The sequence below is a fragment of the Pseudomonas sp. PSKL.D1 genome (assembly GCF_028898945.1).
GTDB lineage: Bacteria > Pseudomonadota > Gammaproteobacteria > Pseudomonadales > Pseudomonadaceae > Aquipseudomonas.
In genome coordinates this window covers 1,298,654-1,311,957 of the sequence record NZ_CP118607.1, presented here as the reverse complement: position 1 = coordinate 1,311,957, position 13,304 = coordinate 1,298,654, and the positions used below count along the sequence as shown (strand labels likewise).

The following is a 13,304-nucleotide window of genomic DNA, read 5'->3' as shown; positions in this document are numbered from 1 at the left end:
AGCCCGCGGGTGAGTGGTGGACAACGGGCCGACGCATCATGCTCCGGCCGTCAGGAAATCTCTCGGCGAAACGGCGGCAGCGCATTGAGGATAGCCTTGCCGTAGCGCTGCGTGACCAGGCGCCGGTCCAACAAGGTAATCACGCCCCGGTCCTGCTCGGTACGCAGCAGGCGGCCACAGGCCTGGATCAGGCGCAGCGAGGCATCGGGAACGGCAATTTCCATGAACGGGTTGCCACCACGGGCTTCGATCCATTCGGCCAGTGCCGCTTCAACAGGGTCGTCGGGCACCGCGAAGGGGATTTTGGCAATGACCACGTGCTCACAGTAGGCACCTGGCAAGTCGACACCCTCTGCGAAACTGGCCAGGCCGAACAGCACACTGTGCTGGCCATCATCGACCCGCGCTTTGTGCTTGTTCAGGGTTTCCTGCTTGGACAGGTTGCCCTGAATCAAAACCAGCTTGCGCCAGTCCCGGTCCAGGCCATCGAACACGTCCTGCATTTGCTTGCGGGAAGAGAACAGCACCAAGGCACCGCGTGCGTCTTCGACGATATTCGGCAACTCGCGGATGATCGCCGCCGTGTGCGCCGCCGCATCCCGAGGGTCGGCCTGCAAGTCGGGCACCCGCAGCAAGCCGGCATCGCCATGCACGAACGGGCTGGGCACCACGCAGGTAACGGCATCACGGGGCAAACCTGAACGCATGCGGAACCGGTCGAACTTGCCCAGCGCCGTGAGCGTTGCCGAGGTCACCAATGCACCATGGGCAACGTTCCACAGGCTGCGCCGCAACATTTCTGCAGCCAGGATGGGGCTGGCGTTGACCTCGATGTCGAACAACGCACCACTCTCGGCGAGGGTCAGCCAGCGGGCCATGGGTGGGCTGTCCTCCGGGTCTTCGGCGGTGAAGGCGGTCCACAGCTCCCAGTTGCCCTGGGCGCGGGTGACCAGGCTGCCGAACAGCGGGTACCACTCTTCGGCCTGATGGCTGGCGATGCCAATGTTCACTTCACCGTCCATGCCTTCTTTGAGCAGGTCGGCCAGGCGGGTGAACAGGTCGTTGAGGCGGGCAAAGCCTTTTTTCAGCTCGATGCCGGCTTCGCGGATCGCCTCCGGCACCACCCCACCCTCGAAGCGGTAGCGCGGGCGCTCGCGGCCTTCCATGTCTTCGCTGGGCCGGAAGTCCGCCACCTGCTCGCACAGGGTGAACATGAACTGTTGCTGGGTGCGGATTTCCCGCGCCAGCTCCGGCACCTGTTCGATCAGCTTGCCCAGGTCGCCAGGCAACGGGTGCTGGGCCAGCAGCTTGGTCAGGTTCTTGGCCGTTTGTTCCAGCCAGTCGGCAGTGGAGCGCAGCCGCGAATAGTGGGCGAAATGGCCGATGGCCTTGTCTGGCAGGTGATGGCCTTCGTCGAACACGTACATGGTGTCGCGCGGGTCGGGCAGCACGGCACCGCCGCCCAAGGCCAGGTCGGCCAGCACCATGTCATGGTTGGTGACAATGACGTCGACTTTGCCCATGCCCTCCCGGGCTTTGTAGAACACGCACTGCTGGAAGTTCGGGCAGTGGCGGCCAGTACATTGGCTGTGGTCGGTGGTCAGCCGCGCCCAGTCCTGGTCCTCCAGGGCTTCGGGCCAGCTGTCACGGTCACCGTCCCAGCGGTTGCCGGCAAGTTTTTCGATCATGCTGTTGAACAGCTTCTGGCTGCGTTCATCCACCTCAATGTGGAAGCCTTCTTCCTCGAACAGCTGCGCAGTGGCCGACTGCGCGTGACCCTCCTGCAGCAGCACGTCGAGCTTGGACAGGCACAGGTAGCGGCCACGCCCCTTGGCCAGGGCGAAGCTGAAGTTCAGGCCGCTGTTGCGCATGAGGTCGGGCAGGTCCTTGAAGACGATCTGCTCCTGTAGGGCTACGGTTGCGGTAGCGATTACCAGACGCTTGCCAGCAGCCTTGGCGGCGGGGATGGCGGCCAGGCTGTAGGCCACCGTCTTGCCGGTACCGGTGCCCGCTTCAACGGCCACCACGGCGGGCTCGCCGGCACGGCGGCCTTCGTCGTCGCAAGCAATGTCGCCGAGCACTTTGGCCACTTCGGCGATCATCAGGCGCTGGCCATAGCGGGGCTTGAGGCTCTTGGCTTCGAGAAAACGCGAGTAGGCGCCCTGGATGGTGGCTTTGAGTTCAGTGCTGATCATGGTCTGCGGGCGCCCATAGGGCTGGATATATTTTCAGTGTTTCGCATGGGGCGGCTATCATACCCCGCTATTGCCCTTTGTGCCGCATGGAGATCCCGATGCTTGCCTTTGCCCTGCCCTACACACTGCATGTTCTGGCCGCCCTGGTGTGGGTCGGCGGCATGTTCTTCGCCTGGCTGGTACTGCGCCCGGCAACGGTTGCAGCCCTTGAGGGACCTGCCCGGCTGCGTTTGTGGGTGGAAGTTTTCCGACGCTTTTTTGTCTGGGTCTGGCTTGCAGTGGCGATCTTGGCGATAAGTGGTATCGGCATGTTGCACCTGCGCTTCAACGGCTTCGAGACAGCGCCGAAGTACATCCAGGTGATGATTGGCGGCGGGATCGTCATGTTTGCGTTGTTCATGCGTATTCAGGCCTTGCTGCTGCCGGAGCTCAAAGCGGCGGTGCAGGCCGAGGACTGGGCCAGCGGGGCGGCGGTGCTGGTCAGGATTCGGCGGATGGTGGGGGCCAACCTGCTGCTGGGGTTGGCGGTCGTGGCAGTGGCAAGTTCACGGTTGATGATGTGATGCGCTGACCCGCGCCTACCGGGGGCGCGGGCGGGGTATGGACATGACGTGGAAGATGCCCGTCAACAGAATTTGCAGCCGGTCAAACCAGCGGTGGCTACGCCCCCGCAGGCTGCCATTGAAGAACAGCACCTCCAGCACATGCAGGCTCAGCAGGGCAACGGCTGCCGTGTTGATCAACAGGTTGAACGGCAGCGGCTGGGGCACCAGCCAGTTGAACAGCGCCACGCCCCAGAACGCCACGGTCAGGACCTTACCCAGGCCCAGAATGAACTTCATACCCTGCCCTCACGCCAATCAATCAAGGTGCAGATCGACCCGCCGGTTGTGCGCGCGCCCTTCCTCGGTGTCGTTTTCGGCCACTGGCTCACTGGCTCCGCGCCCTTGGCTGGTCACTTTCTCCGGCGCAAGCCCCTGGCTGATCAGGTATTCGGCAACGCTGGCGGCACGGCGTTCAGACAGTGCCTGGTTGTAACTGTCGGACCCCACATTGTCGGTGTGACCGACAACCTTGATCCGGCTGACGCCCAGCTCGTTCAGCCTGGGCATCAGGCTTTGCAGGCGCTGCTGACTGGCCGTGGTGAGGTCGGCGGAATTGAAGGCGAACATCACCTGCCCCTGATCATCCAGCGAAATCACTTCGGGCTTGGGCTCAGGCGCTGGCGTGCTGGGCGGGTATTGCGGCAAAGGGCAACCCATGTGGTTGACTGCCGTACCAGCCGGCGTGTCGGCGCAACGGTCGCGGCGGTCGAACACGCCGTCGCCATCCTCGTCGCCGTCCTGGGCGTAACAGATCAGCCCACCGGCAATGGCACCCAAGGCGCCACCACCCGCCGCCCAGCTGGAGCTTTCTATGGCACCCAGGCCACCTCCTGCAAGGCCGCCAAGCAGGCTGCAAATGGGCCAGGTCCTTTGGTTGAGGGGCGCACTGCCGTCACTGTGGGTGGCACAACCTGCAAGCAGGCTGGTAGCCACCACCAATGGCAATGCCGCCTTTGACATCACACTCATGCTGAATGCTCCCGTGTCGTTGGCCGCAACTGGCTAGGTTGTGTTCGAAAAGTCTTGAGACGCAGGTCAGGCAAGGCGAAAACAGCCGAGGAAGCGGAGTGTACTGGAGTACATGAGCATTCCGAGGCTGTTTTCAACGCAGCATGAACAAGTATCAAGGCTTTTCGAACACAACCTAGTGGAGTAAAGACGCGCCCGCGCCACTTAACAAGGCGCGGGCGCATGCCGTCAGCGCTGGATCTTGATTTCCGTGCGACGGTTCATCGAACGCCCATCGGCCGTGGCGTTGTCGGCTACCGGCTGGGTTTCGCCTGCCCCCACCACCGAGACGAAGCTGGCGCGTGGTACACCGCTTTCAACGAGATAATCGGTCACCGAGTGGGCGCGGCGTTCGGACAGTTTCTGGTTGTAGCTGTCGGAGCCGACGCTGTCGGTATGGCCGGTCACGCTCAAGCGGGCACTTGGCGCTTCCTGCTTCAGGCGGGTAGCGATGGTGTTCAGGCGTTCTTTGTCGGCCGCGGTCAGGCGTGCGGAGTCGAACTCGAAGTGCACATCGCGAATGACGATGACTTCTTCCTTCTGCACCACGACTTCTTCCACTACAGGCGCCGGTTCTGGCGGGCAGCCGTTAGCATCTACCTGCACACCGCGCGGGGTGCCGGGGCACTTGTCGCGGCTGTCCGGCACGCCATCACCGTCTTCATCGCCATCGCCGTGGGCCCAGCAATAGCCGGCCGCCAGCCCGCCGCCGAGCAAGGCGCCCCAGCCAGCCCAGCTGGAGCTTTCGATAGCGCCCAGGGCAGCGCCGCCAACACCCCCGACGGCAGCACACTTCGGCCAGTCGGTTTTTTGCAAACCTGCACAACCAGTCAACACACTGGTGAGCAGTACCAGGGGTAACGCTGTGCGTACTATGCTCATTTTCGTTGCTTCTCCTAGGGGGAATCGGCATAAGGCCGATCTCTGGGAGTAAAGACCGGGCCATCCATCTCTGCCAGCAATAAGCCACGACACCGTCATATGCCTCTATGCCCACGGGCGACAGCCCGCTAGTCTTGGACGACCTGAACGAGGACTGGCAATGACCGACGGTTTTTCCCAACGTACACCCCAGCAGGCCCTGGCGGCCCTGCTGGAGCAGTTCACCCCGCAGCGCCTGCTGCTTGTAGGCACACGTTTTCCTGCTCTGGACGCCTTCGCCCAGGCCCACCCGCAGGTCACGATCGACACCTGCGCCCCCGGCCCGCTGCCTGCCGAGCTGGCGGGCAAGCGCTTTGATCTGGCGGTACTGGTGGACTGCCTGGAACACCTGCCCAAGCGCACCGGCCTGCAACTGCTCGGTGGCATTCGTAACCTCAATGCCAGCCGGGTTGCCGTGCTGGCCGACCTGCAGGCCTGTGGCTGGCAAGACACCGACTTCTTCGCCCTGGCGTTGTCGGCCAGCGAGAAGTTCCGCCGTGACGATCAGGTGCTGAGCTTGTTCACCTATGATCTACATGACTACAAACAAGTGCCGGACTGGCTCAACGCCAAGTTCTGGGCCAACCCTCAAAACTTCGGCAAATACTGGTGGTGATGATGAGTGTCTCGGTTTGCCCTTGCGGCAGCGGTAATTTGCTTGACGCCTGCTGCGGGCACTACCACGCGGGTACGCCGGCGCCAGACGCACAGGCGCTGATGCGCTCGCGCTACAGCGCCTATGTGCTGGGCCTGATCGATTACCTGGTCGCCACCACCCTGCCCGCGCAGCAAACGGGGCTGGATCGCGAAGCCATTACTGCCTGGAGCGCTCAAAGCACCTGGCTGGGCCTTGAGGTGGAAAGCGCCGAAGTGCTCGGCGGCCAGCCTGAGCATGCCTTCGTCACCTTCACCGCGCGCTGGCACGACGCCCAGGGCGATCACCAGCACCGTGAGCGCTCGGCCTTCGTGCAACATGACCGGCGCTGGTACTTCATCGACCCGACGGTTGAGCTCAAGGCTGGGCGCAACGACCCTTGCCCTTGCGCGAGCGGGCAGAAGTTCAAGAAATGCTGCAGCAGTTACCTTTCATAAGAGTGGGCAAACACCGCGTCTGCCATTGACACGTTGCCCCAACTGCTATGCTTGCGCTCAGTGGCCAAAGAGCGACACCCGGGGCGGGCGAAAGGAGACGCGGGCATGAGTGGAATCACCACCGACGACAAGCATCGCCTGGCCTTGATTGACGCCTTGCGCTGTTTCGCAGCCTTCTGGGTGGTGCTTTTTCACTTGTCGGAAGGCAACCACATTCCAACCCTGCTTGCCGCCATACCGGACTGGGTAAAGGCCGCCATCTTCGATGCTGGCCATTTGGGCGTGCCGATCTTTTTTGTGTTGAGTGGCATCGTGATGGCGACGACCACCGCGCGCGTGCAGATGAACACGGTCAACGCAGCCAACTTTGTCGCACGCCGCCTGGTGCGCCTGGCACCGCCCTACTACGCCGCCATTGCCCTGGGCTTGCTGGTCATTGCCACTAAACAGATGATGGGGCAAAGCGGGGTGAGTTTCCCCAGCACCACCGACATTCTCGCGCACCTGGCGTTCGCGCAAGGTGTGCTCGGCATCGACAACATCATTACGGTGTTCTGGACGCTGTGTATCGAAGTGCAGTTTTATATCGCTTTCGCAGTGATGCTCTGGCTGGCTGATCGCGCGGGCGGCGGCGAAGCGTTCAAAGCCCGGAACATTCCGATCTGGATCAGCGCAATCCTGGCGCTGTTATGGCCTACCGGGCTTGTTCAGTCGATCGGTTGGCAAGGTGGTTTCATTGGCTTCTGGTTCAGTTTCATGGCCGGTGTGCTGTGTGCCCAAGCCCTTTCTGGCACGAAGCAAAGCCGCCATATCGCCATCACTTACAGTGCATTGGTACTGCTTACCGGTATTGCCAGCAGCAATTCATTTACCATTGCTGCAGGGCTGACTGGGCTTGGCTTTTGCTTCCTGGTCAATCGCTCCGCCTCGCTGGGCTTCTTATCCAGCTACCCGGTGCAGAAGATCGGATTGATTTCCTACAGCCTGTATTTGTTCCATTCACCGGTGACGGGCTCGTTCATGCGGGTTTTCCGGCGCTTCATGCCAAGCGGTATCGCTTCAGACCTGATCGCAATGGTGCTGATCATTGCGGTTTGTATCGCATTCGCAGCCGTCGCCTATGTGCTGTTCGAGCGCCCTGCCATCGCTTGGAGCCGACGGATCAAGTTCAAGCGCCCCGACGCCGCTGTACTCACCCGGACGTGAACCCGTGAGAAACCTGGCCCGCCTGCTTCTGATCAGCCTTTTCCTGACCCAGCTTGCGGGCTGCGCCATCTGGGGAAGTGACGACTGGCGCGACCCCGAGGTGCACCTGGTCAAGGTCGAGACGGTCAAGGCGAAGCTGCTGGAGCAAGAGTTCGTGCTGCACCTGCGCATCGAAAACCCCAACGACAGCCGGCTGTTCATCCGCAACGTGGAGTACGCCATCTGGTTGAACGACCTGCAACTGGTGGACGACGAAGCCAGCGTGTGGCGCAGTGTGGGCGGCCATGCCAAACGCACCTTCAAGATCACCGCCCGGACCAACCTGTGGAAGCAGCTCAAACCGCTGGCCAAGCTGCTCAAAAGCGGCGAACCGCTGCATTACCGGCTACAGGGCGAGCTCAATACCGGCCTGCTCATCTACCGGAGCCTGCACTTGTCGCGCAGTGGTGAGATAATGCCCGGTGAATTCATACCGGAGTAACCCTGCAATGACCCAACAACCCCATGTCCATGGCCCTGATTGCAACCACGGTCACGATCACCACCACGATCACGACCACGGCCATGTGCACGGCCCGCACTGCAACCATGGCCACCAGGAGCCGGTGCGCAATGCCCTGAAGGACGTCGGCCGCAACGACCCGTGCCCGTGCGGCAGTGAGAAGAAGTTCAAGAAGTGCCACGGGGCCTGAGCCAAGACACCCGATAGCCATCGAGCGCCACGCGGTTGGCGCTCGATTTCACCAGCGCCGAAAACCCGTCGGCATGCTACCTTAAGCGCCTCTCAATACCCCGCCACGCCCTGCAGGAGCCCCCGTCATGGCCGCCCTCGTCTTTCCTCCCTTCCGCCCACGGTTCGCCACCGCTGCCACCTTGCTTGGCATGCTCGGGCTTGCCGGTTGCCAAATGGGCGGTTATCAGGACAGCGTGCCACCGACCACGGGCGTACAACCGCTCAAGGGCCTGGCGCAAAACGTGTCGATCCGCCGTAACGCCATGGGCGCTCCGCTGATCGAAAGCAGCAGCTTCCATGACGCTCTGTTCAGCCTGGGCTACGTGCATGCCGGTGACCGCATCGGGCAGATGGTCGCCATGCGCCTGCTGGCTCAGGGCCGCCTGTCGGAACTGGCCGGCAGCGAGGCACTGGACATCGACCGCCTGATGCGCGCTGCCAACCTGAAGCAGAATGCCGCCCAGCAATACGCCGACGCGTCACCTCGGCTCAAGCGTTTCTTTGAGGTCTATGCCCGCGGCGTCAACGCCTACCTGTTCCGTTATCGCGACAAACTGCCGGCCGATCTCGCCAACAGCGGCTACCGCCCGGAATACTGGAAGCCCGAAGATTCGGCGCTGATTTTCAGCCTGTACGCGTTCAGCCAGTCGGTAAACCTGCAGGAAGAACTCAGCGCGCTGACACTGGCGCAAAAAGTAGGCAGCGACAAACTCCCTTGGCTGCTGCCCGGCGCTCCCGACGAGCCGCTGGCAGATGCCGAGGTGGAAAAACTCAAAGGTGTGAACCTGAGCAGCCAATTACCAGGCCTGCCTGCACTGGCAGCCGCCAGCCAGAAGCTGGCCGACCTTGGCCTGCTGGGCAGCCCGGGCTCCGCCAACCTTGCCCTGGCGCCACAACGCAGCCGCGGCGGCAAGAGCCTGCTGGCAAGCGACAGCCGCGCTGCATGGGCCTTGAGCCCGGTGCAAATCCACACGGGCAAATACCAGGTGGCCGGCCTTTCCCTGCCGGGGCTGCCCATCGTGCTGGCCGGCTACAACGGCAAGCTGGCCTGGAGCAGCAGCGCCGTGATGGCAGACAGCCAGGACTTGTACCTGGAGCAGCTGCGCCAGCAAGGCAGCCAGCTCAGCTACCTTGCCGACGGCAAATGGCAACCGGCCCGGGCGCGCAGCGAAACCTTCTTCGTGCGCGGCCAACGCCCGCTACGCGAAGTGATGTATGACACCCGTCACGGTACGCTGCTGGCTCAGCCGGGCAACGCGAGCCTGGGCCTGGCGCTGAACCTGCCGCAGCTCAAGGGTGATCGCAGCCTGGATGCGCTGTTCGACCTGACCCGCGCAAAAAACGTGGAGCGTGCCTTCGACAACACCCGTGAAGTGGCCGCTGCCGCACTCAACTTCGTCTTTGCCGAGCCCGAGCACATCGGCTGGCAAGTCAGTGGCCGTTACCCCAACCGTCGCGAAGGCCAGGGCCTGTTGCCCTCCCCCGGTTGGGACGGGCGCTACGACTGGGACGGCTTTGCCGACGCCATGCTGCACCCCTATGATCAGGACCCGACCACCGGTTTCATTGCCCACGCCAACCAGCGCAGCCTGCCGCGCGGCTACGGCATGCAGTTGTCCAACACCTGGTATTACCCCGAACGCGCAGAACGGCTGGCACAACTGGCCGGCAACGGTCGGCACGACAGCCGCAGCCTGATGGCCCTGCAAAACGACCAGGTGACTTTGCTGGCTGAAAAGCTCAAGCAGATGTTCGATGCCCCCGGCATGGCGCAGCCGCTCAAGCAGGCCATCGACGCCTTGCCCGCGGCCCAGCGTGACAAGGCCCGGGATGCACTGGCCCGCCTCAAGGCCTTCGACGGGCGCTTGAGCCCGGTGTTGGCGGATGCAGCGCTGTATGAACTGTTCCTTCAGGAAGTGGCCCGGCAGACGTTCCTTGACGACCTGGGCCCGGAATCTGGTGCGGCCTGGCAGGCGTTCGTCAGCAATGCACGGCTGTCCTACTCTGCGCAGGCAGACCATTTGCTCGGCCGCGAGGACAGCCCGTTCTGGGATGACCGCACCACTCCCCAGAAAGAAGACAAACCCGCCATCCTCGCCCGCAGCCTGGCCGCGGCTGTCGATGCGGGCACCGCGCAACTGGGTGCCGACCGCCGCGCCTGGCAGTGGGGCAAGCTGCACCAGTACCGCTGGCCGGCGCCTGCCTACCATGGCCTGGGGGATACGCAGAGCCGTTCACCGCTGGCAGCGGGCGGGGACTTCAGCACCGTGGCCTTGACGCCTTATGCCTGGGGCAGCGACTTCAACACTGACCTTCCGGCCTCGGCCCGCATGATCGTCGATTTTAGCCAGGCAGAGCCGCTGCAGGTACTCACCAGCAACGGCCAATCCGGCAACACGGCCAGCGCGCACTATGCCGATGGGTTGGATGCCTGGTTCAAGGGGCGGTTCATGAGCTTGCCGCTGCAACCGCAGAACTTCGCGCGGGCATATGGGAGCCAGAGGCTGACGCTAGTGCCGGGCAAATAAGCGCTGCGCGGCTGGAGCGCCTACAGGCCAACGGTTTTCCAGGGATCACTCACCTCTTCCGGGCTGAACTGCGGCCGCAAGTGCGCCGCGCACCCTGTGGGAGCGGCTTCAGCCGCGAAGCAGGCGCCGCGGTGCATGGCACCGGCTGCGCCGGTGTTCGCGGCTAAAGCCGCTCCTACAAGTCCCTGCTAACCATTACGCTGTGTGCAAGCGGCGTACTTGATCTCTGTTCGAACTTCCCGTCCACGACAACGCTCCTAACTGGAAACCCCAACCAGCGGCCACGCCATGGACCTCGTCATCGCTCGCCCCGAAGGCCTGTACTGCCCGCCCGGTGACTTCTACATCGACCCCTGGCGCCCGGTTGATCGGGCGGTCATCACCCATGGCCATGGCGACCATGCCCGCTCCGGCAACCGTCACTACCTGACCGCCGCGCCGGGCGCGGGCATTCTGCGCAGCCGCCTGGGCCAGGGCATCGACCTGCAAACCTTGGCCTACGGCGAACGCATCCAGCACCACGGCGTGACGCTGAGCCTGCACCCAGCCGGCCATGTGCTGGGCTCGGCGCAAGTGCGCCTGGAGTACGGTGGGGAAGTCTGGGTGGCGTCTGGCGATTACAAAGTCGAGCCTGATGGCACCTGCGCGCCGTTCGAGCCTGTGCGCTGCCACACCTTTATCACCGAGTCGACCTTTGGCCTGCCCATCTACCGCTGGCCCGCCCAAGCTGAGGTGTTCGCTGAAATCAACGCGTGGTGGCGGCTCAACCGCGACCAAGGCAAGGCCTGCGTGCTGTTCTGCTACGCCTTCGGCAAGGCCCAGCGAATTCTCTATGGCCTGGACGCCAGCATCGGGCCGATTCTGGTGCATGGCGCCGTCGAGCCGTTGAACCGGGTTTACCGGGAAGCCGGGGTGGCTCTGCCAGATACCCTTTACGCCGGGGACATCCCGCGCAACGCCCCCTTGATGCGCCAAGCCCTGGTGCTGGCCCCGCCCTCTGCTGCCGGCAGCACGTGGATGCGCCGCTTCGGCGACTACAGCGACGCCTTTGCCAGCGGCTGGATGCGCCTGCGCGGCACACGCAGGCGCCGGGGTGTGGACCGTGGTTTCGTGCTCTCGGACCACGCCGACTGGCCTGGCCTGCTGTGGGCAATCGGCCAGACCGGTGCCGAACGGGTGATGGTCACCCATGGTTCGGTCAACGTGCTGGTGCGCTACCTCAGCGAGCAAGGCCTGGACGCCCGAGGGTTCAACACCGAATACGGCGATGAGGATGAAGCACCGGCCACGGACGTCACCCCATGAAAGCCTTTGCAGCGCTTTACCAACAACTGGACGCCACCACCTCCAGCAACGCCAAGCTCGACGCCCTGCGCGGCTACTTCAGCCATGCACCCTCCGACGATGCCGCCTGGGCGGTGTACTTTCTGGCTGGCGGCCGACCACGTCAGCTGGTGCCCACCCGCCTGCTGCGCGAACTGGCCACTGCACAGGCGAACGTGCCGGAATGGCTGTTCGAAGAAAGCTATCAAGCCGTGGGCGACCTGGCCGAGACCATTTCGTTGCTGCTACCGGAAACCGCGCAAGACGACCAGGACGGCCTGGCACATTGGGTCGAGCAATATTTGCTTCCCCTCAGGGGCCAGCCCGCCGAAGCCATCGCGCATCAGTTACCGTTGCTGTGGGCTCGCCTGGACCGGCCCAGCCTGATGCTGTGCCTGAAGCTGATCACCGGCAGCTTTCGCGTTGGCGTGTCGAAACTGCTGGTCACCCGCGCCCTGGCGCAAGTGGCTGGCCTGGACCCCAAGCGCGTGGCCCAGCGCATGGTCGGCTACACCGACTTCGGCCACCGCCCCACGGCGGCAAGCTACCGCAAACTGATCGCCCCCGAATCGGCGGATGAACATAGCCAGCGCGGCGGCCAGCCCTACCCGTTCTTTCTGGCCCATCCGCTGCAGGCCCCCACTGAACAGTTCGACGACCTGCTCGGCCCCCCAGGTGAATGGCAAATTGAGTGGAAGTGGGATGGCATCCGCGCCCAAGCAGTCAAACGCGAGGGCCAGTTGTGGATCTGGTCGCGAGGTGAAGAGCTGGTCACCGATCGCTTTCCCGAACTGCACGGCCTGGCTCAAAATCTGCCCGACGGCGTGGTGATCGACGGGGAAATACTGGTCTGGAAGCCAGCAGCAACCGATGAAGTGGCGGTTCAGCCCTTTGCCCTGCTGCAACAGCGCATCGGCCGGAAAACATTGGGCAAGAAGCTGCTGGCCGATGCTCCAGTCGTGCTGCAGGCCTACGACCTGCTGGAGTGGCAAGGCGAGGACTGGCGCAACCGGCCGCAGCAAGCGCGCCGCCAGCAACTTGAGCAGTTGGTAGCCGATCACCCCTTGGCCCCGGTGCTGCTGTCACCCTTGCTTGAAGGCGCCGACTGGCACGCCCTCGCACTTCAACGCGAGCAGTCACGACGCATGGGCGTGGAAGGGCTGATGCTCAAACAAAAGCAGGGGCTTTATGGCGTAGGCCGGACCAAGGACATGGGCACCTGGTGGAAGTGGAAGATCGACCCTTTCAGCGTCGATGCCGTGCTGATCTATGCCCAGCGTGGGCACGGGCGGCGGGCCAGCCTGTACAGTGATTACACCTTTGCCGTCTGGAATGCGCCTGCTGGCACGGCGAACCGTGCGCTGGTGCCCTTCGCCAAGGCCTACTCGGGTCTGAGCGATGAAGAAATGCGCAAGGTCGATGCCATCATCCGCAAGACCACAGTGGAAACCTTCGGCCCGGTGCGCAGCGTAACCCCTACACTGGTGTTCGAACTGGGTTTCGAGGGCATCGCCTTGTCAAAACGCCACAAAAGCGGCATTGCAGTGCGCTTCCCGCGCATGTTGCGCTGGCGCCACGACAAACCGGTAGACGAAGCCGACGACCTGGCAACGCTGCAAGCACTGCTGGCGTAGGCATGCTTGCGGGCACAGTTGGCAAAATTATGCTTCTATCTCTCTCTCGCAGCCCGTAA

The 13,304-nt window shown here is 63.3% G+C and carries 13 protein-coding genes; 9 read left to right on the top strand and 4 right to left on the bottom strand.

What is annotated here, in order from left to right; genetic code table 11:
• Positions 1-50 precede the first annotated feature (50 nt).
• Positions 51-2,195: an ATP-dependent DNA helicase DinG gene (gene dinG / locus PVV54_RS05785; RefSeq protein ID WP_274909016.1), complete on the bottom strand. Its 2,145-nt coding sequence runs from the start codon at positions 2,193-2,195 to the stop codon at positions 51-53.
• A 98-nt stretch (positions 2,196-2,293) separates the two neighbouring features.
• Here dinG and PVV54_RS05780 point away from each other — a divergent pair, with 98 nt between their 5' ends.
• Positions 2,294-2,758, top strand: a complete 465-nt coding sequence (locus PVV54_RS05780) for a CopD family protein (protein ID WP_274909015.1) — start codon at positions 2,294-2,296, stop codon at positions 2,756-2,758.
• A gap of 15 nt (positions 2,759-2,773) precedes the next feature.
• On the opposite strand, the gene PVV54_RS05775 is transcribed toward PVV54_RS05780, so the two are convergent.
• The 3 genes from PVV54_RS05775 to PVV54_RS05765 form a co-directional block, all read right to left on the bottom strand.
• Positions 2,774-3,037: a DUF1145 domain-containing protein gene (locus PVV54_RS05775; protein WP_274909014.1), complete on the bottom strand. Its 264-nt coding sequence runs from the start codon at positions 3,035-3,037 to the stop codon at positions 2,774-2,776.
• Positions 3,038-3,055: 18 nt separating this feature from the next.
• Positions 3,056-3,769 (bottom strand): OmpA family protein, encoded by a 714-nt coding sequence (locus PVV54_RS05770; RefSeq protein WP_274909013.1) that lies wholly within the window; start codon positions 3,767-3,769, stop codon positions 3,056-3,058.
• A 228-nt stretch (positions 3,770-3,997) separates the two neighbouring features.
• Positions 3,998-4,690: an OmpA family protein gene (locus PVV54_RS05765; RefSeq protein ID WP_274909012.1), complete on the bottom strand. Its 693-nt coding sequence runs from the start codon at positions 4,688-4,690 to the stop codon at positions 3,998-4,000.
• 160 nt (positions 4,691-4,850) lie between these two features.
• Between PVV54_RS05765 and PVV54_RS05760 the strand changes: the two genes are divergently transcribed.
• The 8 genes from PVV54_RS05760 to PVV54_RS05725 all read left to right on the top strand — a co-directional run bounded on the left by PVV54_RS05760 (position 4,851) and on the right by PVV54_RS05725 (position 13,245).
• Positions 4,851-5,345 (top strand): DUF6231 family protein, encoded by a 495-nt coding sequence (locus PVV54_RS05760; RefSeq protein WP_274909011.1) that lies wholly within the window; start codon positions 4,851-4,853, stop codon positions 5,343-5,345.
• Between the two features lie 2 nt (positions 5,346-5,347).
• Positions 5,348-5,821 carry a YchJ family protein gene (locus PVV54_RS05755; RefSeq protein WP_274909010.1) on the top strand — a complete coding sequence of 158 codons (474 nt, stop codon included), beginning with the start codon at positions 5,348-5,350 and terminating at the stop codon, positions 5,819-5,821.
• Positions 5,822-5,881: 60 nt separating this feature from the next.
• Positions 5,882-7,027 (top strand): acyltransferase family protein, encoded by a 1,146-nt coding sequence (locus PVV54_RS05750; protein ID WP_274909009.1) that lies wholly within the window; start codon positions 5,882-5,884, stop codon positions 7,025-7,027.
• 4 nt (positions 7,028-7,031) lie between these two features.
• Entirely contained in the window at positions 7,032-7,508 is a 477-nt protein-coding gene (locus PVV54_RS05745; RefSeq protein WP_274909008.1) for an LEA type 2 family protein, read from the top strand.
• A 7-nt stretch (positions 7,509-7,515) separates the two neighbouring features.
• Entirely contained in the window at positions 7,516-7,719 is a 204-nt protein-coding gene (locus PVV54_RS05740; RefSeq protein WP_012313055.1) for an SEC-C metal-binding domain-containing protein, read from the top strand.
• A gap of 127 nt (positions 7,720-7,846) precedes the next feature.
• Complete coding sequence (locus PVV54_RS05735) at positions 7,847-10,288, top strand: penicillin acylase family protein (protein WP_274909007.1); 2,442 nt, start codon at positions 7,847-7,849, stop codon at positions 10,286-10,288.
• A gap of 288 nt (positions 10,289-10,576) precedes the next feature.
• Complete coding sequence (locus PVV54_RS05730) at positions 10,577-11,593, top strand: ligase-associated DNA damage response exonuclease (RefSeq protein ID WP_274909006.1); 1,017 nt, start codon at positions 10,577-10,579, stop codon at positions 11,591-11,593.
• Complete coding sequence (locus PVV54_RS05725) at positions 11,590-13,245, top strand: ATP-dependent DNA ligase (RefSeq protein WP_274909005.1); 1,656 nt, start codon at positions 11,590-11,592, stop codon at positions 13,243-13,245. Before PVV54_RS05730 ends, PVV54_RS05725 begins: the two co-directional genes overlap by 4 nt.
• Positions 13,246-13,304: the final 59 nt, after the last annotated feature.

Coding starts and splice junctions, on each gene's coding strand:
- PVV54_RS05735 (WP_274909007.1), top strand. CDS start 7,847: ATGGCCGCCCTCGTCTTTCCTCCCTTCCGCCCACGGTTCGCCACCGCT.
- PVV54_RS05760 (WP_274909011.1), top strand. CDS start 4,851: ATGACCGACGGTTTTTCCCAACGTACACCCCAGCAGGCCCTGGCGGCC.
- PVV54_RS05755 (WP_274909010.1), top strand. CDS start 5,348: ATGAGTGTCTCGGTTTGCCCTTGCGGCAGCGGTAATTTGCTTGACGCC.
- PVV54_RS05780 (WP_274909015.1), top strand. CDS start 2,294: ATGCTTGCCTTTGCCCTGCCCTACACACTGCATGTTCTGGCCGCCCTG.
- PVV54_RS05725 (WP_274909005.1), top strand. CDS start 11,590: ATGAAAGCCTTTGCAGCGCTTTACCAACAACTGGACGCCACCACCTCC.
- PVV54_RS05765 (WP_274909012.1), bottom strand. CDS start 4,690: ATGAGCATAGTACGCACAGCGTTACCCCTGGTACTGCTCACCAGTGTG.
- PVV54_RS05740 (WP_012313055.1), top strand. CDS start 7,516: ATGACCCAACAACCCCATGTCCATGGCCCTGATTGCAACCACGGTCAC.
- dinG (WP_274909016.1), bottom strand. CDS start 2,195: ATGATCAGCACTGAACTCAAAGCCACCATCCAGGGCGCCTACTCGCGT.
- PVV54_RS05770 (WP_274909013.1), bottom strand. CDS start 3,769: ATGAGTGTGATGTCAAAGGCGGCATTGCCATTGGTGGTGGCTACCAGC.
- PVV54_RS05775 (WP_274909014.1), bottom strand. CDS start 3,037: ATGAAGTTCATTCTGGGCCTGGGTAAGGTCCTGACCGTGGCGTTCTGG.
- PVV54_RS05730 (WP_274909006.1), top strand. CDS start 10,577: ATGGACCTCGTCATCGCTCGCCCCGAAGGCCTGTACTGCCCGCCCGGT.